Origin of the sequence: Candidatus Palauibacter sp. (assembly GCF_965213655.1) — a bacterium.
Taxonomy (GTDB): domain Bacteria; phylum Gemmatimonadota; class Gemmatimonadetes; order Palauibacterales; family Palauibacteraceae; genus Palauibacter.
The window spans coordinates 592,702-615,356 of sequence record NZ_CBDBZT010000003.1 but is presented as its reverse complement, the minus strand read 5'-3'; the positions used below and the strand labels follow the sequence as shown (position 1 = coordinate 615,356).

The window sequence follows — 22,655 nt, the reverse complement described above, 5'->3', positions numbered from 1 at the left end:
TTCCGGTCAGCCTCCGGGGCTCGCGGTCAGATCTTCGATCACGCGTCCGCCGACGCTGTCCACCTGTCCCCGGATGACGCAGGCCAGCATGTCGGCGGCCTCCCGGAGCATCGACGCCGGCTCCCGCCGGTCGCCCTCGAAGCGGACGACCTCGCCGAGAAAGATGCCGACCAACTGCGTGGACCCGGAGTCGTCGCCACCCGCCTTGATCGCCGCGTCGTACGCCGCTCCGGGGACGCTGGCCTTCCACGGTTCATCCCGCTCGGATCCGCCGCCCTGCGACGCCCGATCCATCGGTACGAGAGCGAGCAGACTGCCCTCCATGCCCGGCCCGCCCTTCCGGACGTTGAGCGCGAGCGCGACCGGCTTGTCGAACAGCTCCATCTCGAGGAAATCGTCCACGCTTTGCCGGGGGATCGCGCAACGTCCAATCGCCCGATCCTCGTGGAAGGTCCCGATACAGACGCTGTTTCGGGGTGTCAGATCGTGCTTGATCGGACGGACATCGAGCTTGAGCGGGGTAGCGGTACCGACAAGGACGTGTTCGCGTCGACTCTCGTCTTCATTGGACGGCGGGAGCATGTCTCCGAAGAACAGTGTCGTCATCCCATCACCCTCCGATCGGTCGTCGCTGTCGTCCTACTGAACACCGATACGCAATCGCGCCCCACGGGTTCCGTAATGTCGCCCGGGCGGGCGGCGCGCGATAGTCTGACCGCGCTCGCGCACCCGGTTGAGCCCCCACCGAATACGGGAGAATACATGACCCGCGACTGCCTCGATGCCATTCAGGCGTGGGACGGTGAATCGGTCGTCACCGCGCTCGACGCCGTCACCGGAGCCTGGATCTTCATCGCCCTGCACGATACGCGACTGGGTCCGGCTGCAGGAGGGACCCGGATGGCTTCGTATCCGACGCCGCAGGACGGCCTGATCGACGCCATGCGCCTCGCCGAGGGCATGACCTGGAAGTGGGCGAGCGTCGGCATGCGGTACGGCGGCGGAAAGGCGCGCCTCGTCTCGCTCCGCGGCGCCTTCCAGACCGGCGTCGACCTCGGTACGACACCCGAGGACATGGCGCGGATCGGCGCGATCTCCGGGTACGCCGTCGGCCTCATCGACGGAAAGCCGGGCGATCCGGGACCGTACACGGCGCGCGGCGTGCTTGCCGGGATGCGGGCCGCACTCGAACACCAGTTCGGCGAGGCGGACCTCGCCGCCCGGTCCGTGCTCATCCAGGGGCTTGGCGGCGTCGGTTTCCCGCTCGCCGGGCTTCTGGCCGAGGCCGGGGCAACCCTCCACCTGGCGGACCTCCGCGAGGCCGCCGCGCGGCGCGCCCAGGCACGGTTCGGGGGCCACGTCGTGCCCCTCGATGACATGTGGGACCTGGATGTGGACGTGTACGCGCCGTGTGCGGTGGGGGCGACCCTGAATCCGGATACGATCCCCCGCCTCCGCTGCCGGATCGTCGCCGGTTCCGCGAACAACCAGCTCCTCGCGGAAGCCGACGCTCGGAGGCTGCACGAGCGCGGAATCCTCTACGCCCCCGACTACGTGATCAACGCGGGAGGAGCGGTCGCCTTTGCCACCATCCACCAGGGAGAGCGTGACGAAGCCCGGCTCCTGGCCCGCGTCGGGGAGATCGGAACATCGCTCCGGGAGATGTTCGAGGAGGCGGCCACCGCCGATGAATCGCCGCTTGGCGCGGCCCGTCGCCGTGCGAGTGAGTTCCTCTCCCGCGCGGGGTCCGTCACCCGGTCCGGAAACGCGGACTCCGAGGTCCAACGGCCCGTGGCTAGCGGCGGGAAATGATCCGGTCCAGCGGTTTCTTCGTGATGTCGGGTACGAGTGCGTCGTCCGCGGGGTAGCCCACGACGAGGAGGAGGAAGGGTCGCTCGTTGGAGGGGCGGTCGAGGACCTTGTTCAGGAAGCCCATGGGGCTCGGCGTATGCGTCAGCGTGGCAAGCCCCGCGTGGTGCAGTGCCGTGATGAGGATCCCCGTGGCGATGCCGACGGATTCCGTCACGTAGTAGTTCTTCAGTTTCTCCTCTCCGCGCATTTCGTAGCTCTCCGCGAAGATCGCGATCAGAACGGGGGCCATCTCCAGGAACGGTTTGTGCTCGTCCGTCCCGAGGTGGGCGAGGGCTTCCAGCCACGCGTCCGGCGCCCGGTGCTCGTAGAAGTCCCGCTCCTCCTTCTCGGCCTCGGCCCGGATCCGGCGCTTCACCTCGGCGTCGCGCACGACGACGAAGTGCCACGGTTGGCGGTTCGCGCCGTTGGGAGCTGTTCCCGCCGCTTCTATGCAGGCATCGATGACCTTCTGGGGGACGGGTTCCTCGGAGTATTCGCGGACCGTCCGGCGGCACCGCAAGTCGTCGCGGAAGGCCCGCGCACGGCGCACCATCTCGCCCTCCTCGCGCCGCGTGAACGTCGTGAGCGGCACGGGACGGTACGGACCCCCGTCCGTCATCGGCCCGACCCGGGAGTCATGGGCGCGACGCGGGACTCAGCGGACCCCGACGAGGCCGCGCGTCGCCTGAATCAGCTCGCGGGAGTCGTATCCGACGCCGTCCTTGAACACCCAGCGGACGGCGCGAATGGCGCTCGGGTCGCTCCCCGGGTCACCGTTCAACACGATGAGATCGGCCAGTTTCCCGACCTCGACGGTGCCGAGTTCGTCGTCTACGCCGAGGATCTTCGCGCCGTTGGCGCTCACGACCTGGACGGCCTGCACCGGCGAGAGTCCCGCCTCGAGGAGAAGCTCGAAGTTCCTCTGGTTCCCGAAACCCGGCAGCGCTCCCCCGTTACCGGTCGGGTCGACGCCCGCGGCGAGCAGCCCGCCCGCGTCGACGAACGCCTTCTCGAAGCGCATTTCGTTCCGGAAATTCTCGGGATCCGGACCCATCTCCTGAATGCGCCCGCGCTCGTCCAGGTACGCTTCCCGAAGGTCCGGCGCCATCAGCTCCAGCGTCCGCTCATCCACAACGTCCCGGTCGGGGAAGAAGGCCTCGTAGACCGCGAGCGTGGCCGTGAGTCCCACGCCGGCCTCCACCATCGCCGCGATCGTCTCCTGCGCGATGGGGCCCGTGGGGTCCGAGCCGCCGGCACGCTGCATGATGTTGCCGGGACAGCGGTCAGGCTCCTTTTCCGGCACGAAATCGGACGCCGTGAGCATCCCGTGCTCGAGGTTGTCGATGCCGAGCGCGACGGCCTCCTGGAAGCTGACCGAGCACAGGTGTCCGGTCACGCGGAGGCCCAGCCGGTGCGCCGCCTCGATCGCGGCCCCCAATTCGGCGCTCCCGATCGAGGTGTACGCCTTCAGCCACGTGGCCCCCTCCTCCGCCCAGTACTCGACGAAGCGCCGGGCCTGTTCGGGGGACGTCATGCGGGCCTGGTGGACCGAGCCGGTCGAGCCCGTGATGTACGGCGCGGTGATGTGGATGCGCGGTCCCGGCGAATCGCCGCGGTCGATCGCGTCCTTCAGGTGGACGTCCGCGAAGGGGGTGAAGCTCCCGGTGGTGCGGATCGTCGTGACGCCGGAACCGAGGTAGAGCCGCGGCGCGCTGTAGCCGAGCTGCACGCGCCGTCCTCCCACCGAGGTGTAGAAGAGATGGTCGTGCATGCCGACCATGCCGGGGATCACGGTGTGGCCGCTCAGGTCGTGACGCTCCGCGCCTTCCGGCACGGCGACCGTGGCGGCGGGACCCACGGCGGCGATCCGCCCGTCGCGCAGCAGCACCGTCTGGTCCTCGAGGACCGGGCCGCCGGTGCCGTCGATGACGCGCACGCGTTCGAGCGCCACGATCGGTCCCCGCACGGCGACGTAGTCGCGAGTCTGCTCGGACAGCCGGTCGTAATCCTGCGCCGCAAGCGCTCCGCCGAGCCCGGCGACCATGGCCACGCAGGCGGCGAGCACGGCGGTGGCGGCCCGGGCCGCGAAACGCCTCTTTCCGGAGTGGCGATACTGGATGGACATCTTCATTCCCCTCTCGGCTGGTCCCTTGTCGACGCGTCCCTCTCCGTCACCGGATCCCCACCATCCCCTTCACGGAGTCGATGAGCTTCTCCGAGTCGTAGCCCACACCGTCCTTGAACACGACCGTCACGTTCCTGATGATCGCGGAGTCCGATTCAAGGTCGCCCTCCAGGACGACCAGATCCGCCAGCTTGCCGGCCTCGATCGTCCCCAGTTCGGCGTCCACGCCCATGATCCGGGCGCCGTTTGCACTCACGATCCGGACCACGGTGGGTGCGTCGAACCCGGCCTCGACGAGAAGCTCGTAGTTGCGCTGGTCGCCGAAGCCGGCGATCGCGCCTCCGATCCCCGTCGGGTCCACGCCGGCCGCGAGCACGCCCCCGGCCTCGACGAAGCCGCGCTCGAACGCCATGTGCTTCTGCAGGTGTTCCTCCGTCATGGGCCAGTCGGGGTTTGCCTCGATCGCGTCCACCGTCTCGAGGTAGTCCTCACGCACCTCTGGCGCCATCGCCTCCAGCGTGCGCTCGTCGAGGACGGACCGCCCCTTCGTCATGGGCTCGATGACCGCCATCGTGGAGGTCATCCCCACGTCGTTCTCGACCATGGAGAGGATCAGCGCCCGGGCGGTATCCCCGGACGGATCCCCCTGCTCTCCCACCACGACCATGGAATTGGGCGGACACTCGTCGGGCCGCTTGCGGGGATCGAAATCCGTCGCCGTCCCGAAGCCGTGCTCGATGTTGTCCATCCCCAGATCGACGGCTTCCTGGAAGGTGATCGAGCAGATGTGCCCCGTGACCCGAAGGCCCTGCGCGTGCGCCTCCTCGATGACCGCGGCGAGTTCCGCGCGGCGGATCGTCGTGTACGCCTTGATCCACGAGACGCCCTCCCCGGCCCAGTAGCGCACGAAACGGCGCGCCTCCTCCGGTGAATTGACCTGCGCCATGTCGCCGAGCGCCGGGTTGGGTCCGGTGACGTATGGCGCGGTTACGTGCATGCGGGGACCCGGCGCGAGCCCCTGGTCGATGTTCGACTTGACGTTGAGGTCCGCGTAGGGAGAGACGCTGCCTGTCGTGCGGATCGTCGTGACCCCCGCCGCGAGATAGAGACGCGGGGAGGAGATGTTGCCCTGGGCCATCCGGCCCCCGGCCCCCATGAAGAACATGTGGTTGTGGAGCCCGATCATCCCCGGGATCACGGTGTGCCCCGTCAGGTCGCGGACCTCGGCGCCCGGCGGAACGTCCACCGAGCCCGCCGGTCCGACCGCGGCGATCCGGTTCCCCTCGATCACGACCGTCTGGTTGGCTCGCGCGCCGGTACCCGTCCCATCGATGACCTTGACACCGGTGAGAGCGACCGTCGGTCCGGGGATGGCCACGAACTCGGAAGTCTCGGGGTCGAGTTCGGCGGCCGACTGTGCGGACAGGTGCGCCGGGGCGAGAAGGATCGCGAGCGCGACGGGGGCCGGGGTGAACTTCCTCATGGGAAACTCCTGTGCGTTGGGCCGTTCGGGGCCCGAAAAACGTACCGCGTCACGGCTCCACCGTGAACACCATCTTCATGCCCGCCTCCAGATGCTCGGCGATGTGGCAGTGCAGCATCCAGCGGCCGGGGTTCGACAGTTCGAGCAGGACGTCGAGCGAACCGCCCACGGGGACGACCGCCGTGTCCTTCCAGGCAAGGTTGTCGTGCGCGACGCCGTTGGTGGCGAGGACGAGGAAGCGCTGGCCGTGGATGTGGATCGGGTGCTGCATCTGGTGCAGCGTCTCCCGGCGGCTCCGGATCCTCAGTTTGACCACATCGCCGACGCGGAAGGTCCACCGGATCGCCTCGTTCTCCAGCCCCGTGGAGGGTTCGCGCAGCGTCCACGCCACGTTCTCCGGCGTCGATATGAGGTTCATCATCGGCATCGTTCCCGACCATTCGATCGGGTGGAAGTACGCCGAATCCACCTGCATGAGGCGTTCGACGACGAGCGGGAGGCCGCGCGTCGTCATGTCGAGTTCCAGCGTGAGGTCCACCGGCCGGTCGAAGTGGGAGCGGTAGGGTTCGATCTCCTCGAGGGCGCGCTTGTTCTCGCGCAGCGCCTCGAAGGCCGCGTTCAGGTTGGGCGTCGCATCGCCCGGGCCGACGCGGATGACGCCCAGCGTGTCCTGTTCCGGGAAGAAGCTGCCGCCGATGTGGTCGATCCCCTGGACCCGGTTCAGGAGCGCGTAGCTTCCCGCTTCCGGGAAGGAAACGTGCACGATGTAGCGTTCGGCAGGTGCGATGATCACGCTCTCGACCCACGTCTCGCGCTCGAAGTTGCCCACGTCGGCGCCGACCAGCTTCATCGGCGCGCCGCCGAAGGAAAGGTTGAACGTGCGCGTGTTCGAGGCGTTGGTGAAGTAGAAGCGGACGACGGACCCGCGCTCCACGTCGAGCGCATAGTCGGGCTCCCCGTTCACGAGCATCGTGTTGCCGAAACGGCCCATGAGCGCATGCGTGGCGCGTTCGAGCCCGAAGGGGACGATCCCGTGCTCGCCCAGGAGCAGGTCGTCGAGCATAACGACCTCCTCCCGGTGGACGGGGCCGAAATAGTCCGGGTCGTCCGACCGGACCATGAGGTTGCCGGCCAGGCCCAGATCCTGCTGGACATCCTCCCGGTGGTGCGGGTGGTACCAGTAGAGGCCGGGGTCGGGGAAATGCACCGTGTAGCGGAAGCTCTCGCCGGGGGCGACGGGATCCTGCGTCACGCCCGGCACGCCATCGAAACGGTTGTCGAGACGGAGGCCGTGCCAGTGGATCGCCGTCGGCCAGTCGATGCGGTTCGTAAAGTCGATGGTGACGGTGGCGTCCTCGGGGACCCAGAGGAGGGGGCCGGGGATCTGGCCGTTGAAGCCGTAGCCGAGCAGTTCGCGGCTCCCGATCCGACGGCGGACGTAGACCGCATCGAGGGTGAGCGAGTCGCCATCGGCAAGTTCGATCAACTCGCGCGGGCGGGCGTCGACGATCTCGCCTTCCCAGCCGTCGCCCGGCAGCCAGGGCTGCACCTCCGGCCGAAGCTCCATGAGCGACGGGAGCATCATGACCCCCTCGGGCATCGGCACGCCGCTCCACGCATCGTCCATCGCCATCCCGCCGGGGCCGATCCGGGAGGCCCCGAGCGCGAACTCGAGGAAGTCGGCGGGCTGCATGCGGCTGGACGGCGACTGGGCCCGCAGCACGTAGGGGCCCGCCGGCTCCGCGCCGACTCCCTCCGCCGCTCCGGGCTCGGCCCCGGGGTCCGGGCCGGCCTCCGCCGTGATCAGGATGAGGAACTTGTTGAAGGCGACCTGCCCGGCCGGCACCCGTCCGCGCGCCGGGACCTCCCCGAGGCGTTCGATGGGCGACAGCACCTGGGTCGACGCCCAGGCGACGTAGCGGTCGTACGGACCGAGCGTGGAGGGCGGCGGCAGATCCGTCGAGATCACCGCGTCGTACAGGAGCCGCCCATCCGGCGTCACGCCCATCGAGAACGGACCCGGCGGGCGGCGCAGTTCGACCGTCCCGGCCGCGCCGGGCACGCGGGGCGTCGGGAACAGGGCCATGCAGTACAGGTCGGGGTTCGCCGCGGCCCCCTGCTCAGCGCCGGGCATGCATCGCGGGGCCTCCTGACCGGGCGGCATCCCCGGGGGCGCCGCGCCCACCCACAGCCAGAGCCCCCCGCACAGCGCCCCGACGGCGCCCAGCGCAGCGGCGGTCGGGATGCCCCCCCGCCTCCCGGCCAAGCGTCGGGCCCCGGGGATCACTGCAGGGCCCTGGTGCGCCCTCCGTCGACGGCGACGGACACGCCCGTCACATAGCCGGCCCGTTCGGAGGCGAGGAATGCCACGACCGCCGCGAATTCGCGCGGCTCACCGAGCCGACCCGCGGGAATCGCGGCGTTCCACCCTGCTTCCACTTCTTCCATCGAGATCCCCGCGGTGTCGGCGCGAACGGCGGCCAGCTCCACCAGCCTCGCCGTGCGCGTGAAGCCGGGAAGCACGTTGTTCACGGTGACGCCGAACGAGGCGACCTCGTTCGAGAGCGTCTTCGCGAAACCGGTCACGGCGGCCCGCACGCTGTTGGAGAGGATCAGACCATCCACCGGTTCCTTCACGGCGACCGAGGTGATGTTCAGGATCCGTCCCCACCCGCGCTCCTTCATGCCGGGCAGCACCGCGCGGGTCAGATCGAGGGCGCTCTCGAGGTTGAGGCGCACGGCCGCCTGCCACGCCGCCCGGTCGTGATCCTCGAACTTCCCGGCCGGCGGCCCGCCCGCGTTGTTCACGAGGATATCCACGCGTCCGAAGCGGCTCATCGCCGCGTCGACCAGGCCGGCCACGTCCGCGGGATCCGACAGATCGGCGGCGATACCGACAACTTCGCCAGACCCCCGCGCGTCCGCCGAGGCCACCGCTTCCGCGAGCGCCGCCTCGCCCCGCGCGCACATCACGAGGTGAGTCCCCTCCCCCGCCAGTTCCTCCGCCACGGCCCGGCCGAGGCCCTGCGAGGAGGCGGCGACCAGGGCGACGCGGCCCGCGATACCCAGATCCATCAGTCGTCCGGATTGTGGAAGTAGGAGTCCGTCCCGTCGAGCCAGTCCGTTCGGGGAGGACAGAAGATATCGAGATCCAGCGTCTTCTCGAGCGCTATGGCCTTGTGGGGGACGTGAGACGGAATGTGAAGGATCTCGCCCGCACGTACGACGACTTCCTCGCTCCCGTCCTCTCCCAGCCAGAAGTGCAGCGCGCCCTCGAGGATGTATGTGAACTGTTCATTCTCGTGCGAGTGTGTGGGAACGACCGCGCCTTCCTCGAGCAGCACCTGGGCGATCATGGCCCGGTCTCCGGTCACCATGCGCCGGCCCAACTGCTCGGTTACGCGCTCCCACGGCAACTCCTCCCAGCGGAAGTGCCGGGGCTTCGCTTCGCTCATGACGTTTCCTCTCTGCGTGGTGGATCCCGGATCCGATTGGGGACGGACGATGAACCGCCTACCGATTCCCGGCAAGCGTCCAGGCGACGCCCGCGCGCACACTCCAGTCTCCGCCCATCACCGTGGTTCCGTGCCCGATCCCGGCGTCGATGGCGAGCGGCCCGTGCCGCCATGTCACGCTCGCGCGGAGCTCTCCGAGGTCGCCGGTGCCGAGCGGGGACACTCTTCTCGTGCTGGCTCGCCCGCGGGTTCCGGCCGATAGTCGCCAGTTCGGAGACGCGTACCAGAGTGTTTCCACCGCCCAGGCGAACGCATCGTTCTGCTCGAATGGTTCGATGGGAGCCTCCAGGATACTCACGCCGAACCACCCGGTCGCATGCCAGCGAGCCGAGTTCCAGGAGAAGAGCCCCGCGATCGTGACGTCGGTGGTGTTGAGCCCCATCCCCCGGGTTTCGTCGGAGTTCGGGAGCCTCACGCCCAGATGGCCTCCCGCCGAGAACCCCGTGCTTCCGCCGATGGGCGCGAACGACACGGCGAGTTCGAAGTCGCCCACATCACGCGACATACCATCATCGAGAGAACGGTCGAGATCGACGGCGGGGATCGAATCGCGCGTCTCGATGGAGAGCGCCTTCCGGGCCGCGCCCTTCACTTCGAGCACGACGCGCGGTCCGATCGCCCATGCGGCATGAAGCTCGGGGAAAGCGGTCAGATCTCCCGCGAGCCCCGCCAGCGGAAAGTCGGCATTCGCGGTATGAGAGACGCCGACGCCGATCAGGGCCTCGCCGGACCGGGCGGCCCCCACCGGCTGCACAAGCGCGTCGCGTGCGAGTTGAGCCTCCGCCGGCATCGCGGCCGTGACGGCGACCGCCCCGCAGAGAACGCACGAGAGCCCGACGCGGAAACGCCGGGCTCCCGGGGACTGCAACGAGGGGGACCGCCGGCGCCGTGCCGGCCGGTCGCCGCGGTTCAGCTTCGAGCCGCCTGCATGATGTCGTCCACGTACCCATCCAGCCGCGCCATGACCTCGATCGTCTCGGCCTGTGTCCCGGCGTTGGCCAGCTCTCTCGCCAGGTTGAGAAGCATCCCGCGGACGGCCGCCGCGTCCCCGGCCCCCATCGAAGGGGCCTCGGGCTCCGGGGCCGGCGCCGGGGCGGGCGCGGGGGCCGGCTCCCGAGCGGGCGCAGCCGGCGTGGCGGGTGCCTCGGCTTCCGCGGCGGCCACAGCCAGGCGCCTTTTCACCTGAAGCGGGTACTTTGCATGGAACTGCCGGGGAGCCAGGTCGGCGACTGAAGCGTCGATCTCACAGGCGCCCTTGAACAACTCCGCATTCGTCACGCCGGGATTCTCCCCGAGCATGCGTGTCACATATTGCAGCACCGCCGCCCCCGCATCCGCCGACGAGGCACGCGATCGCGCCGCCTTCGCCCTGGCGCGCGCCGGAGCCGCCTTCGCCTTTGGACGCGCCGGAGCCGCACTCCCCGCACCCAGGCGCCGCTTGACCTGTAGGGGATACTTCGCGTGGAACTGTCTCGCGCTGAGCTTTCCGATGGTCTTGTCTATCAGCTTCGCCCCCTCAAGAAGCGTCGCATTCGAGACCCCGGGATCCTTCTTCAGCTCCATCTCTATGAATGTCATCACGTTGTCACTCATTGTGCCTCCTCTTGCAGACGTATGCTCATGCAGACATATGCGTCGGACGATGGATACCGCCAGCGCGTATTCGCAATGTGGAATACACCACTATCACCTCCCGCGCACGGCGAGTCAACTGTGAGGCACGCATAGATGAGGGGATCCTGTCCCGAAAGGAGGGGGAGGAGGAGCGTCGATCCGCGACCGAGCCACATGGTGGGGACGCCTCGCTTTCTGGGGCCACCGCGCGCGCATAGCTTCCCGTCCATGAAACCTCGAATGACGTCCACCCTGATTGCCGTCGTGGCGGCGTGCCTGCTTCCGGCGCTCGCGTACGCGCAGGGATCGCGCGTCCCCGGCGCGATCGAAGCGGGACTCATCCTCCGGCACCTCGACGGAGTCAAACGAGTGCTCGTGGTCGCGGCGCATCCGGATGACGAGGATACCGCGCTGCTGACCACGCTCGCGCGCGGCTGGGGCGTGGAGGCAGCCTACTTCTCGTTCACGCGAGGCGAGGGCGGACAGAATCTCATCGGCACGGAACTCGGCGAGGGACTCGGCATCATCCGCTCGGGCGAACTCCTGGCCGCCCGCTCGATCGACGGGGCGCAGCAGTTCTTCGGCCGCGCGTTCGACTTCGGCTATTCCAAGACCGCGGAGGAGACCTTCACGAAGTGGCCGCGCGATCGCGTCCTCTCCGATCTTGTGTGGACGATCCGGCGCTTCCGCCCCCATGTGCTGATCACGATGTGGAGTGGAACGGAGCGGGACGGCCACGGGCACCATCAGGTATCCGGGCTGCTCACACACGAGGCCTTCGACGCCGCAGGAGACCCGACACGCTTCCCGGAGCAGGTGGCGGCGGGAGCGGAACCCTGGGCGCCGCTGAAACTGTACCGCCGCCCCCTCTTCGAACTGGGCGCCACTGCGATCGAAATCGCGACGGGCACGCTCGACCCGCTGCTCGGCCTCACCCACCACCAGGTCGCGATGGACAGCCGCAGCCAACACCGTTCGCAGGACTTCGGCACGGCCCTGCCGCCCGGTCCGCGGGTCACTCGGCTCTCGCTGGTGTCCTCGCGGGTCGGCGGCTCATCGACGGAGCCGCTGCTGGCCGGGATCGACACGACGCTGGCGACTCTGATCGCCGACCTCGGCGAGAGCGCACAGGCGGACGTTCGTTCGTACCGGGAGGCGGTCGGACAGGCCGGCGCCTCGCTCAATGCGACGACACCGGAGACCGCCCTGCCCTTCCTGGCCGAGGCGTGGCGGCGGTTGGAGCGGCTCCGCGCCGCCGCGCCCGCCGAGCGGGAAGACGAGGTACGACGCGAACTCGACCGCCGCGCGCGCCTGCTGACGCGGGCCATCCTCGCGGTGGCCGGGGTGCGAGTTGAACTGCGGGCGAGGGACGATGTCCTCGTCCCGGGACAGACCGTACTCGTCGAGGCGCGCGTCTGGAACGGCGCCGGCGCCACCCTGGAACTCGACCCTCCGAGCCTCGAGGTTCCCCCGGGGTGGCCGGTGGAGGGGATCGGGCCGGACGTCGAGACGGAGCCCGACGATTTCGGGTCGTTCGCCCGCTTTTTCCGTCAGGAGGACACCGTCTTCGACCCGTCGGCCCGGGCGCGCATCGAGCCCGGTCAACTCGCGCTTTGGCGCTTTGCCGTCACCGTGCCGGCGGACGCGCCGCCCACTTCCCCCTGGTTCCTCGAACTTCCCCGTGACGGCGATGTGTACCAGTGGTCCGATGATGCGCCCAGCCTTCGCGCGCTCCCGTTCCGTCCTCCACCCCTGCACGGACGCGTGACCGCGCTCGTGTCGGCGGCGGGCGAGCGAATCGAGATCGAGGTCGAGGATCCGGTGCGCTACCGCAGCGTGGACGGTGTAACGGGAGAGAGCTGGCGTCCCCTGCAGGTAGCTCCGCGCATATCCGTGGCCGCGGCGGCCCCGGCCATGATCTGGCCCAGCGGCCGTCCGGACTCCCGGGACATTGCCTTCCGGGTCTCCAGTTTCGCCCGGGACGCGGTGACCGGTGATATCGCTCTCGATCTCCCGCCCGGCTGGCGTGCGGCACCGGAGGGGGCGCCATTCGAGCTCGCCGGCGAGGGAGCCGTTCAGACAGTCAGCTTCACGGTCGAGCCTCCGGCCGGAGAAGCGGAAGGAGAGTTCTTCGTACGGCCCCGGATCCGGGTCGCCGGAGCCGATGTACCCGCCACGCGGGCGACGATCATCGACTATCCACACATCGAGCCGCACCTCATGGCCGACGCCGCCGCGGTACGGATCGTGCGTTTCCCCGTGCGAGTCGCGGACAGACGCATCGGATACGTGATGGGTACCGGCGACGACGGGCCCGAAGCCATCCGGCAGCTCGGGCTCGACGTTGAACTCATCGAACCGGGAGACTGGGACGCCGAGCGACTCGAGCGGTTCGACACAATCGTGGTCGGGATCCGGGCCTACGAGGTGCGCGAAGACCTCGTCGCGGCCAACGCGGAACTGCTCCAGTGGGCGCGGCGCGGCGGCACCGTCGTCGTCCAGTACAACCGCTACGAGTTCAACCAGGGCGAGTACGCGCCGTACCCGATCACGATCGGCCGCCCCGCGCCCCGCGTCACAGAGGAGGACGCACCGGTCACCCTCGTCGACCCCCGGGCGCCCGTTCTGGTGGAGCCCAACCGTCTCGGCCCGGGCGACTTCGAGGGCTGGGTCCAGGAGCGCGGCCTCTACTTCCCCGACGAATGGGACGAACGGTACCAGGCGCCGCTCGAGATGGCCGACACGGGAGAGCCGCCGCGCCGGGGCAGTCTGCTCGCCGCCCCGGTGGGTCGCGGTCTCTACATCCACACCTCGCTCTCCTTCTTCCGGCAGCTGCGCGCCGGCGTCCCCGGCGCCTTTCGCCTGTGGGCAAACCTCCTCTCCCTCGACGGGAGCCGCTGGCGGGAGATCACCGCCCCGTGACTGAAGGCCCCGACGAGAGGGACGAGAGGGACGGGAGGGAGGGCCGGATCGGCCCCTTCCGTAGCTGGCGCGCCCTCTATGTGTCGGTGATCGTCTATACGGCCGGGCTCATCCTGCTCCTCTATTTCGCCACGCGCCTGCTCGACTTCGGGGTGCCGTGAGCGCCCTCGACTGGCTCGTCTTTACGGTCTATTTCGGGGCCGTCGTCGTTTTCGCCTGGCATCAGAGCCGGCGGAACCGCGGCGTCGAGGGTTTCTTTCTTGCCAACCGCCGGATGGGCTGGGGCGCGATCGGCCTTTCCGTCATGGCCACGCAGGCGAGCGCGATCACCTATATCGGCACGACCGGCCAGGCGTTCGACGACGGCATGGAGTTCGTCCAGTTCTACCTCGGCCAGCCGATCGCCATGGTCATCCTCTGCGTCGTCTTCGTCCCCTTCTTCTATCGTTCGAAGGTCTTCACCGCCTACGAGTACCTGGAACGTCGCTTCGACGCCCGCACGCGGACGCTGACGAGCTTCCTCTTTCTCGTGTCCCGCGGACTCGCGGCGGGGATCGTCCTCTACGCTCCCGCCATCGTGCTTTCCGTCATCATGGGCTGGGACGAGCGCGTGACAATTCTCGTCATGGGACTGATCACGGTGGCGTATACGATCATGGGGGGCATTACGGCCGTCATTTGGACGGACGTGCTGCAGATGATCGTCATGTTCGCGGGCATCGGGATCGCAATCGCCGTGCTGTTCGGGACGCTGCCGGAGGGGGTGGGCGTCGGTGACGTGGCGTATATCGGCGGGATCCACGAGATGTGGCGGAGTATCGACCTCTCGTGGGATCCGACAAACCGCTACACGCTGTGGTCCGGGCTCATCGGCGGGCTCTTTCTGGCACTTGGCTATTTCGGCACCGACCAGAGCCAGGTCCAGCGCTACCTGACGGCGAGTTCGCTGCGCCAGAGCCGTCTCTCCCTCATCTTCAACGCCTTCGTCAAAGTCCCGATGCAGATCTTCATCCTCGCCATCGGTGTTCTTCTCTACGTCTTCTATCACTTCGAGCGCCCCCCGCTCGTCTTCAATTCGGCCGAGGCCGCCCTGGTCCGGGAGAGTCCCCGCGCGGACGACTTCGCGGCGCTGGAGGCCGAGCACGAACGAGCGCACGAGTTGCGCCGCGAGAGCACCCTGGCGGTGTTGGAGACTCGCCGGGCCGGCGACGATCCGGCGGTGCTGCAGGGCCGAATCGCCGCGTACGACGACGAACTGGAGCGGCTGCGAGAAGCGTCGAAGTCGCTCGTGTCCGAGGTGCGCGGGGCTTCGTCCAATGATGTGAACTATGTCTTCCCCTCGTATCTGATCTCATATGTTCCGGCGGGCATCCTGGGTCTTCTCATCGCCGTCATCTTCGCGGCCGCGATGTCCTCGCTCGACTCCGAACTCACGGCCCTCTCCAGCGCGACGGTGATCGACTTCTACCGGAGACACGTGAAACCGGAGGGGACGGACGCCCACTATCTGCTCGTGTCGCGACTCGCCACCCTGGCCTGGGGCGGCTTCGCGGTCCTCTTCGCGCTCTACGCCGGCCAACTGGGTTCCCTGGTGGAGGCCGTCAATGAAGTGGGCTCGATCTTCTACGGCGCGCTTCTGGGCGTCTTCCTCCTCGCCTTCCTCGTGAAGCGGGCGACGGCCGCGGGCGCCTTCTACGGGCTCATCTTCTCGATGCTCACGGTGCTCGCCGTGTCGCGTTTCACGGAGATCGCGTGGCTGTGGTACAACGTCGTCGGGACCATGGCCGTTCTCGTGGTCGGCCTCGCACTCCGCCGGCGCGGGCGGTAGAGTCTCCGCTCGGAAAAACGCCGCACACATCCCCCGGATCCCTCAAGGGGGGCGGCTCCCAGCAACCTCATCGGGATGATACGGATGCTCACGGACGTACAGATTGCCGAGGCCGCGACGCCGAGGCCCATAAAGGAGATCGGGGAGAAGATCGGACTGGGGCTCGATGAACTCGTGCCCTACGGCCACTACAAGGCAAAGGTCAGCCCCGAGTCGGTCTTCGAGCGGGAGCCCGGATCGGGCCGGCTCGTCCTCGTTACGGGCATCACGCCGACGGCCGCGGGCGAGGGCAAGACGACCGTTTCCGTGGGGCTCGCCGATGGCCTGCGCCGCCTAGGAGCGAACTCGGTCCTCTGCATTCGCGAGCCGAGCCTGGGCCCGGTGTTCGGCGTCAAAGGGGGCGCCGCGGGCGGAGGATACTCGCAGGTGATCCCGATGGCGGACATCAACCTCCACTTCACGGGGGACCTGCACGCGATCACCTCGGCGCACGCGCTCCTTTCGGCCGCGCTCGACAACCACCTGCAGCAGGGGAACCGGCTCGAGATCGACCCGCGCCAGATCACTTGGCGACGCGCCGTGGACATGAACGACCGGGCGCTGCGAAATATCGTCGTCGGGCTCGGGGGACGGATCAACGGGGTGCCGCGCGAGGACGGCTTCATGATCACGGCCGCCTCGGAGGTGATGGCGATCTTCTGCCTCGCCGCCAGCCTGGAGGATCTGGAGGAGCGGCTGAGCAGCATCATCGTGGGCTACGACTACGGAAGCGAGCCGGTACGGGCGCGCGAACTCAATGTGGCGGGCGCCATGACGCTGCTGCTGCGGGAGGCTATCGGACCGAACCTCGTCCAGACGCTCGAGGGGACACCGGCCTTCGTGCACGGCGGGCCCTTCGCGAACATCGCCCACGGCTGCAACTCGCTCATGGCGACGCGGGCCGGGCTGGCCTTCGGCGATGTCGTGATCACGGAGGCGGGGTTCGGGTCGGATCTCGGCGCGGAGAAGTTCTTCGACATCAAGTGCCGCATCGGGGGGCTGAACCCGGAGGCCACCGTGCTCGTGGCGACGATCCGCGCCCTCAAACTGCACGGCGGGGGCGACCGCACGGCCCTCGCGACGCCCGATCCCGAGGCCGTGCGCGGCGGGCTCGTGAACCTCGGCGCGCACGTCGAGAACATCCGGGGCTTCGGCATCGAGCCGGTGGTGGCGATCAACGTGTTCGGGACGGACTCGGATGAGGAGATCGCGGCGGTGGCGGAGGCCTGCGAGGAACTGGGCGTACCCTGGGCCCGCTCCGACGGTCACGCGCTGGGCGGCGCCGGCTGCGAGGATCTGGCCCGCGCGGTGCTGGCGGCGCTCGACGAGGGATCCGCCGCGTTCGAGCCGAAGTACGACGCGGGGGCCGCGATCCGGGACAAGATCGAGGCCATCGCCCGCAAGGTGTACGGAGCGGACGGGGTCGACTACACGGCGCGCGCGGCGAAGGACATCCGGCAACTCGAGGCGGCGGGGCTCGGGGACACGCCGGTGTGCATCGCCAAGACGCCCAACAGCCTGAGCGACGACCCGACGCGCCTCGGCCGGCCGACCGGCTTCCGCATCACGGTCCAGGACGTGCGCCCCTCGGCGGGGGCGGGCTTCGTCGTGGCCAGGGCCGGCACCGTCATGACGATGCCCGGACTCCCGCGTGTGCCCGCGGCGGAGGGGATCCGGATCGTCGAGGACGGGAGCGTGGTCGGGCTCTTCTAGTCTGGTGACAAAGGCATGATCGAGATCGATCTTTCTGCCGGCCCCCACGCGGAGGATGTGGAGCGCCGGCTCCGGGAATGGGGCGCCGAGGACGCGGTGGCCCGGCTGTGGCGGCGGGACCCGACGCTGTGGAGCGCGGACCCGGAGGCGCCGGAACTGGCCGACCGGCTCGGTTGGCTCGACCTGCCGGAGACGTCTCCGGCGAACCTCGACCCGGTCGAGGCGTTGCGGGCGGGCGTGCCCTTCTGGTTCACCGACCTCGTGCTGCTCGGGATGGGCGGCTCCAGCCTCGCGCCCGAGGTGATCGCGCGCACGATGCCGGGAGAGGGGCTGCCGCTCACGCTCGTCGACACGACGCACCCGGGGGCGCTCCGCGACCTCGAGTGGCTCCGTCCCGCGAACACGATCTTCGTCGTCGCCAGCAAGTCGGGCACCACCATCGAGACGCTCTCGCTCTTCCGTCATTTCTGGTCGCGGACCGCGGAGGTGGTGGAGGACCCCGGCGCGCACTTCATCGCGATCACCGACCCCGGATCTCCCCTCGCCGAACTCGGCCGTGAACGCGGCTTCCGGGCGGTGTTCGAAGCGCCTTCCGATGTAGGCGGGCGCTTCTCCGCCCTGAGCCCCTTCGGGCTGGTGCCGGCGGCACTCGCAGGCGCCCAGGTCCCGGCTCTCCTCGCGGAGGCAGTCGAGGCTGCGGATACGTGCAAGGACGAGGCCCAGCACAACCCGGGCTTCCTGCTCGGGGCTGCTCTGGGCGAGTTCGCACTCGCCGGGCGCGACAAGGTCACCTTCCTCGCCGGACCCGATTGGGAAGCCTTTCCCGACTGGGCCGAGCAACTCATCGCCGAGAGTACCGGCAAGGACGGCCAGGGCATCGTTCCGGTCGCCAGCGAGCCCCCGCGGGAGCCGGACGAATACGGGGAGGATCGAGTGTTTGTCGGCCTGATCCTGGCCGGCGACGCAGCGCGGGAAGCCGAGCAATGGGGAGAAGCCGACGGGACGCCGGCCCTGCTCGACGCGCTAGAGGCGGCGGGCCACCCGACGCTGCGCATTCGGCTCGAACGGCCCGAAGAACTGGGCGCCCTCTTCTTCGTGTGGGAGGTGGGCGTGGCGATGGCCGGAGCCGCTCTCGGAATCCACCCCTTCAACCAGCCGGACGTGGAACTGGCGAAGCGGCTCGCGCGGCAGGTGATGGCGGGCGAGGGCGCGTCGGACGGGGGCTCGGCCGATGACGAACGGGCGGTGGACGCGACGGCGTCCGAGGCGGACGAGATCGATCTCGTCTGGGAGTTGCCGCAGTTCGGGCACGCCCCGCCCCGCACGCCCGTGCCCCCGGATGTGGACGGAATCCGCGCGCGGGTCGAGGGGTTCTTGGCCGCGGTGGCCCCGAGCGACTACATCGCCGTCCAGGCGTATCTCGCGGGCGGCGAGGAAGAAGAAGGGCTACTCGGGACGCTGCTCGCAGCCCTCGCCGGAGCCACGGGCGCGACGACGACGCTCGGCTATGGACCGCGCTTCCTGCATTCGACCGGCCAACTGCACAAGGGAGGCGCCGGCAACGGTGTCCTCCTGCAACTCGTGGACGACGCCGGCGAGCACGTCCACGTCCCCGAGACGGAGTTCACCTTCCGCCAGCTGATCCGGGCCCAGGCGCTGGGGGATATCGAGGCTCTTGGTCGATGCGGACGTCGGACGCTCAGGGTCCGTGTGGGCGGTCCCGAAGGCCTCGGCCTGCGTCGTCTGATCCAGCTCGTCGAGGAGTCCGACTAGCGCTGACGCCCCGGTCCGATGCCCTCGGCGGGGCTGCCGCGTGACTCAGTGTACGATACGCACCTGCAGACCGAGGCGCCCGCCGACCCACGCCGCTGAAGGCGCGAGAATCCGCAGGCGCTGCGACTTCATGGCGCTCGGCATTCCCGGCTCAGACCCGGACGTGGCAGGCTCATCCGGGTGCGGCCGCAGGAGGCTCCACGCCGTGATGGCGGACGCAAGCGCCAACGCGGTATTGGCGGCAGCGGAGACCTCGGCCTCGACGTCCGACCCTTCCCGCTCGCCCCATGCATTCCACGCAAAACCCGCATGCGCCACAGCAAAGCCCCCGTTGACCACGCCCAGCAGCGGTCTCGCCCACGCCTCGGGTTTCGCCAGGTGACTGACGAGGACCGACCCCACTGTCAACGGAGCGACGTATTGCCAGGCGCGAGACGGGGAACCGACGAGCGTGCAGCACGGAGAAAAGTCGCCGTAGCTGGGCTGGATCCTGGCCGCTTCCGCAAGCGTCAGACCCGTCTCATCGAGCCATTCGGAGAAACGCGGATCGTCCGCAAGCTCCCATGCGTACACATTGTTGTCCGTACTCGCGACCTCGCTGACGAGACTCTCCCGGCCGGACCTTTGTAGTAGGTAGGCCACCGCGCACGGCGTCCCGTGTCCGTCGACAAAGACCGGTACCCGACCGTCGCCATGCGTATGGTTGTGTGGGAACTCCCCCCGTTCCCGGTACTCGCGCAGCCAGTTCAGGGCCGTGTTCCGTCTCTCCAGCTGAGCGGCATTCAGGCCTTCCGTCCCCCTGCTCCTCAGCGCTCGCTCGACATCTAGCAGATGCCCCTGAATGCGTCGGACCTCCAGCAGCCCGGGTTCGGCTCGCACGAACGTGGCTGCGGGTGTCGGCACAGTCCCGATCTGCGCCGTGGTGTGGCCGGACGCGTCGTCGCCCGCCGGCCGGGGACCACCGCGGGAAGCGACGAGCATGCACAGACCCCCAGCGACGGCAACGGCTCTCGAAGAAGCGGACATGGCTACGACCCCCGTGACAAAGTTCCCCTCGTGCTCACGGCGAGAGGCAGCTGGAACACGATGTCCGGCCGTACCCGTTGTAGCGGGGGACGTTCCGGTCAGCGGAGGGGCATCTCCATCTGGCTTTCACCGGAGGGCAGAAGATCGGTCCGCCCTTCGATGTCGAGCAGCGCGCGCTTGTAACGGAGCCCGCCCGTGTATCCGCCCAGCGTCCGGTCGGTCCGGATCACGCGGTGGCACGGCACGATGATCGGTATCGGGTTCCGGCCGAGCGCGTTGCCCACCGCCCGCGATGCCCTCGGGCGGCCGATTCGCCGGGCGATCTCCGTGTACGTCACCGTCTCGCCGAAATCGAGTCCGGAGGCGGCGTCGAGCACGGCGCGCTGGAAGTCACCCAGGTCCGTGAGGTCGACGAAGAGGTCGAAGCGGGGACGGCGGCGGCCGAAGTACTCCGTCAGTTGCTCTTCCGTGGGGGCGAGTCGATCGGTATCGCACACCACGGGTGTCGACGGGTACCGGCGCTCGAGGCCAGCGACGAACGCCTCGTCACTCTCGTCCTGCCACGAGAGCCCGACCAGGCCCGCTGCGCTCGCGGCGACCCGCATGGGGCCGAAGGGCGAATCGAAGCGGCGCCAGCGGATGACCGGGCCGTTTCGGAGGTCATTCTCGCAGCGATGCAGGACGCGATATTCCGCCGCCTGCTCCCGGCAGGCGCGGCACACCGCCATATGCTCGGCCAGGGCCTGGACGACACCCGGCTCCGAGTCGCCCATGATCCAGGCGATGATGTCCTCTTCGCGATAGACCGTGCAGCTTCGCGTCATATCGGCCCCTCTTCCCGCCACACGTCGACGAGGTCGCGGCGCAGCTTCTTCAACCCCTGGTAGACGTTGGCTCGCGCGGCTTCGGGCGAAGAACCCATTCGGCGGGCGATGGTCGCATAGTCCAACTGTTCGATCCAGCGGAGCCAGACGGCGTTCCGCTGCCGCCGGGGGAGTTCCGCGACACTCTTCCGGACGCGGGCCGCAGCGGCTTCGGAGAGCCGGCTCAACGCCGCATCGACCGCTCGAAGGGGACCGGATTCCAGCTCACTGGCGTGGGCCGCGAGCAACTCCGAGCGCCGTCGCCGTATCGAGATATGGTCGAGTGCCCGGCGGGTCGCGACCCGATACAGCCAAGCACGGATGTTCGCGGCCTCTCCAGCGTCGGGCCGCGCCCGGAGTGCGGTCAACCACAGGTCCTGCACTATATCGCGCGCTTCCTCTTCGTTTCCCAGCATCGCGGCCACATGGCACTGAAGTTCGGAGCCGTAACGCTCCGACCAGTCCTTCACTCTCCGTTCCGACTTCGCAGCCGTGGTCACTCGCCCGGGCTCCGCCTCTCCATCCACTTTCCTGTTCGTTCTCACTCCATGAAACGTATCGCTTGCGAACCCGTGAAACGGGACGCTCCGGGAACTGGACTCGCGAGCGCGTGAACTGTACCGTGTGGGCCCGCAGCCCCCACCGGAGGCTTGAAGCGTTTAGCGGCGGCGCGCATCGCCGGACAACCAGCCAGCAGACCGAGGCTCTCTTGAATTCAGCATATTCCGCATCCGCACCGACCCGCGTCGCGTTGGCCCTCGTGACCGCCTTCGCCGCCGCGGCTTGCACCGGCGACGCCGGAGAAGAGAACGGGGCCGCTCCCAGCGAGAACGGTGCGGCGGACGGTGCCGTGGGCCGCGACCCGCTCCCCGAAGAGCGGCGCTTCGCGAGCCTGTCCCAACTCACCTTCGAGGGGGAGAACGCCGAGGCCTACTACTCCTCGGACGGACAGCGGCTGATCTTTCAGCGTCGGCACGAGGGCGAATATGAGTGCGACCAGATCTTCACGATCGGCGTCGAGGGCGGAGATTCGCAACTCGTCTCGACGGGGCTCGGCCGGACTACCTGCGCGTACTTCTTCCCGGACAATTCGCGGATCGTCTACAGCTCCACGCATCACGTGGCGCCCGAGTGTCCTCCGCCACCGGACATGCGCCGCGGCTACGTCTGGGCGCTCTACGACTTCGACATCTACACGGCGAACCCCGACGGTTCCGACGTCCAGCCCATCTTCTCGAGCCCCGGCTACGACGCGGAGGCGACGATCGCTCCGGATGGCTCGCGCATCGTCTTCACCTCCACGCGCGACGGAGACCTGGACATCTACTCGATGAATCCCGATGGCTCCGACGTCCGGCAGCTCACGAACGAGCCCGGATACGATGGCGGGCCCTTCTTCTCCCCGGACGGATCGAAGATTGTCTACCGGGCACGATACCCCGAGAGCGAGGAAGAACTCGGGGACTACCAGGCGCTCCTGGCGGACGGTCTCGTCCGGCCCGGCGTGCTCGACATCTACGTGATGGACGCGGACGGCTCGAACCGGGTGCGTCTCACGAACAACGACGCCGCGAACTTCGCCCCCTTCTTCCACCCCAGTGGCGAGAAGGTGATTTTTTCCTCGAACCTGAACGACCCGAGCAGTCGCAATTTCGATCTCTTCCTGGTGAACCTGGACGGGACGGGGCTGGAACAGGTCACGTTCAGTGAGGAGTTCGAGAGCTTCCCCATGTTCAGCCCGGACGGCAATTTTCTTGTGTTCGGATCGAACCGGCACGGGTCGCACGAGGGCAACACGAACATCTTCATCGCCGAGTGGATCGACGACCTGCCCTAGCAGTCCGCGGAAAACCGCCAGTGACCGACTTCGCCCGCGGACCGTCTAGCCTGTGACGACAGCCCC

At 68.7% G+C, this 22,655-nt stretch carries 19 protein-coding genes; 7 read left to right on the top strand and 12 right to left on the bottom strand.

Annotated elements, in window-relative coordinates; all coding sequences use genetic code 11:
- Window positions 1-6: 6 nt before the first annotated feature.
- Window positions 7-606, bottom strand: coding sequence for a hypothetical protein (locus ACOOGH_RS04870; RefSeq protein WP_420447853.1), 600 nt, complete (start codon window positions 604-606; stop codon window positions 7-9).
- Between the two features lie 156 nt (window positions 607-762).
- Here ACOOGH_RS04870 and ACOOGH_RS04865 point away from each other — a divergent pair, with 156 nt between their 5' ends.
- Window positions 763-1,812 (top strand): Glu/Leu/Phe/Val dehydrogenase dimerization domain-containing protein, encoded by a 1,050-nt coding sequence (locus tag ACOOGH_RS04865; protein ID WP_420447852.1) that lies wholly within the window; start codon window positions 763-765, stop codon window positions 1,810-1,812.
- Here ACOOGH_RS04865 and ACOOGH_RS04860 read toward each other — a convergent pair.
- From ACOOGH_RS04860 to ACOOGH_RS04825, 8 genes are read right to left on the bottom strand one after another with little or no spacing between them, the layout of a single operon-like run.
- Window positions 1,796-2,470, bottom strand: a complete 675-nt coding sequence (locus ACOOGH_RS04860) for a nitroreductase family protein (RefSeq protein WP_420447851.1) — start codon at window positions 2,468-2,470, stop codon at window positions 1,796-1,798. The two genes, ACOOGH_RS04865 and ACOOGH_RS04860, sit on opposite strands and share 17 nt — an antisense overlap.
- Window positions 2,471-2,506: 36 nt before the next feature.
- Window positions 2,507-3,982 carry an amidohydrolase family protein gene (locus tag ACOOGH_RS04855; RefSeq protein WP_420447850.1) on the bottom strand — a complete coding sequence of 492 codons (1,476 nt, stop codon included), beginning with the start codon at window positions 3,980-3,982 and terminating at the stop codon, window positions 2,507-2,509.
- Window positions 3,983-4,022: 40 nt separating this feature from the next.
- The gene (locus ACOOGH_RS04850; RefSeq protein WP_420447849.1) at window positions 4,023-5,459 is read right to left on the bottom strand and encodes an amidohydrolase family protein; all 1,437 of its coding nucleotides are present in this window, start codon (window positions 5,457-5,459) and stop codon (window positions 4,023-4,025) included.
- A 49-nt stretch (window positions 5,460-5,508) separates the two neighbouring features.
- Entirely contained in the window at window positions 5,509-7,725 is a 2,217-nt protein-coding gene (locus ACOOGH_RS04845; RefSeq protein WP_420447848.1) for a multicopper oxidase family protein, read from the bottom strand.
- 17 nt (window positions 7,726-7,742) lie between these two features.
- Window positions 7,743-8,534 (bottom strand): SDR family oxidoreductase, encoded by a 792-nt coding sequence (locus ACOOGH_RS04840; RefSeq protein WP_420447847.1) that lies wholly within the window; start codon window positions 8,532-8,534, stop codon window positions 7,743-7,745.
- Window positions 8,534-8,914 (bottom strand): cupin domain-containing protein, encoded by a 381-nt coding sequence (locus tag ACOOGH_RS04835; RefSeq protein ID WP_420447846.1) that lies wholly within the window; start codon window positions 8,912-8,914, stop codon window positions 8,534-8,536. Before ACOOGH_RS04835 ends, ACOOGH_RS04840 begins: the two co-directional genes overlap by 1 nt.
- Before the next feature lie 58 nt (window positions 8,915-8,972).
- The gene (locus tag ACOOGH_RS04830; protein ID WP_420447845.1) at window positions 8,973-9,842 is read right to left on the bottom strand and encodes a hypothetical protein; all 870 of its coding nucleotides are present in this window, start codon (window positions 9,840-9,842) and stop codon (window positions 8,973-8,975) included.
- Window positions 9,843-9,883: 41 nt separating this feature from the next.
- Window positions 9,884-10,555 (bottom strand): hypothetical protein, encoded by a 672-nt coding sequence (locus tag ACOOGH_RS04825; RefSeq protein WP_420447844.1) that lies wholly within the window; start codon window positions 10,553-10,555, stop codon window positions 9,884-9,886.
- A gap of 273 nt (window positions 10,556-10,828) precedes the next feature.
- On the opposite strand from ACOOGH_RS04825, the gene ACOOGH_RS04820 reads away from it, so the two are divergent.
- From ACOOGH_RS04820 to ACOOGH_RS04800, 5 genes are all read left to right on the top strand, one after another.
- Window positions 10,829-13,510, top strand: coding sequence for a PIG-L family deacetylase (locus tag ACOOGH_RS04820; RefSeq protein WP_420447843.1), 2,682 nt, complete (start codon window positions 10,829-10,831; stop codon window positions 13,508-13,510).
- On the top strand, window positions 13,507-13,671 hold the full coding sequence (locus tag ACOOGH_RS04815) for a hypothetical protein (RefSeq protein WP_420447842.1): 165 nt from the start codon (window positions 13,507-13,509) through the stop codon (window positions 13,669-13,671). The genes ACOOGH_RS04820 and ACOOGH_RS04815 overlap by 4 nt, the downstream gene beginning before the upstream one ends.
- Window positions 13,668-15,338, top strand: coding sequence for a sodium:solute symporter (locus ACOOGH_RS04810; protein WP_420447841.1), 1,671 nt, complete (start codon window positions 13,668-13,670; stop codon window positions 15,336-15,338). The genes ACOOGH_RS04815 and ACOOGH_RS04810 overlap by 4 nt, the downstream gene beginning before the upstream one ends.
- An 84-nt stretch (window positions 15,339-15,422) precedes the next feature.
- A complete protein-coding gene (locus tag ACOOGH_RS04805) occupies window positions 15,423-17,090 on the top strand; it encodes a formate--tetrahydrofolate ligase (protein WP_420447840.1) in 1,668 nt (555 codons plus the stop codon).
- Between the two features lie 15 nt (window positions 17,091-17,105).
- Window positions 17,106-18,863, top strand: coding sequence for a hypothetical protein (locus ACOOGH_RS04800; RefSeq protein WP_420447839.1), 1,758 nt, complete (start codon window positions 17,106-17,108; stop codon window positions 18,861-18,863).
- A 45-nt stretch (window positions 18,864-18,908) separates the two neighbouring features.
- Here the strand turns inward: ACOOGH_RS04800 and ACOOGH_RS04795 are convergent, their stop codons facing one another.
- From ACOOGH_RS04795 to ACOOGH_RS04785, 3 genes are all read right to left on the bottom strand, one after another.
- Window positions 18,909-19,844: a hypothetical protein gene (locus ACOOGH_RS04795; protein WP_420447838.1), complete on the bottom strand. Its 936-nt coding sequence runs from the start codon at window positions 19,842-19,844 to the stop codon at window positions 18,909-18,911.
- Window positions 19,845-19,987: 143 nt separating this feature from the next.
- A complete protein-coding gene (locus ACOOGH_RS04790; RefSeq protein ID WP_420447837.1) occupies window positions 19,988-20,713 on the bottom strand; it encodes a methylated-DNA--[protein]-cysteine S-methyltransferase in 726 nt (241 codons plus the stop codon).
- Window positions 20,710-21,252 (bottom strand): RNA polymerase sigma factor, encoded by a 543-nt coding sequence (locus ACOOGH_RS04785; RefSeq protein ID WP_420447836.1) that lies wholly within the window; start codon window positions 21,250-21,252, stop codon window positions 20,710-20,712. Before ACOOGH_RS04785 ends, ACOOGH_RS04790 begins: the two co-directional genes overlap by 4 nt.
- Window positions 21,253-21,461: 209 nt before the next feature.
- Here ACOOGH_RS04785 and ACOOGH_RS04780 point away from each other — a divergent pair, with 209 nt between their 5' ends.
- Window positions 21,462-22,589, top strand: a complete 1,128-nt coding sequence (locus tag ACOOGH_RS04780) for a TolB family protein (protein WP_420447835.1) — start codon at window positions 21,462-21,464, stop codon at window positions 22,587-22,589.
- The last annotated feature ends 66 nt before the right edge of the window (window positions 22,590-22,655 follow it).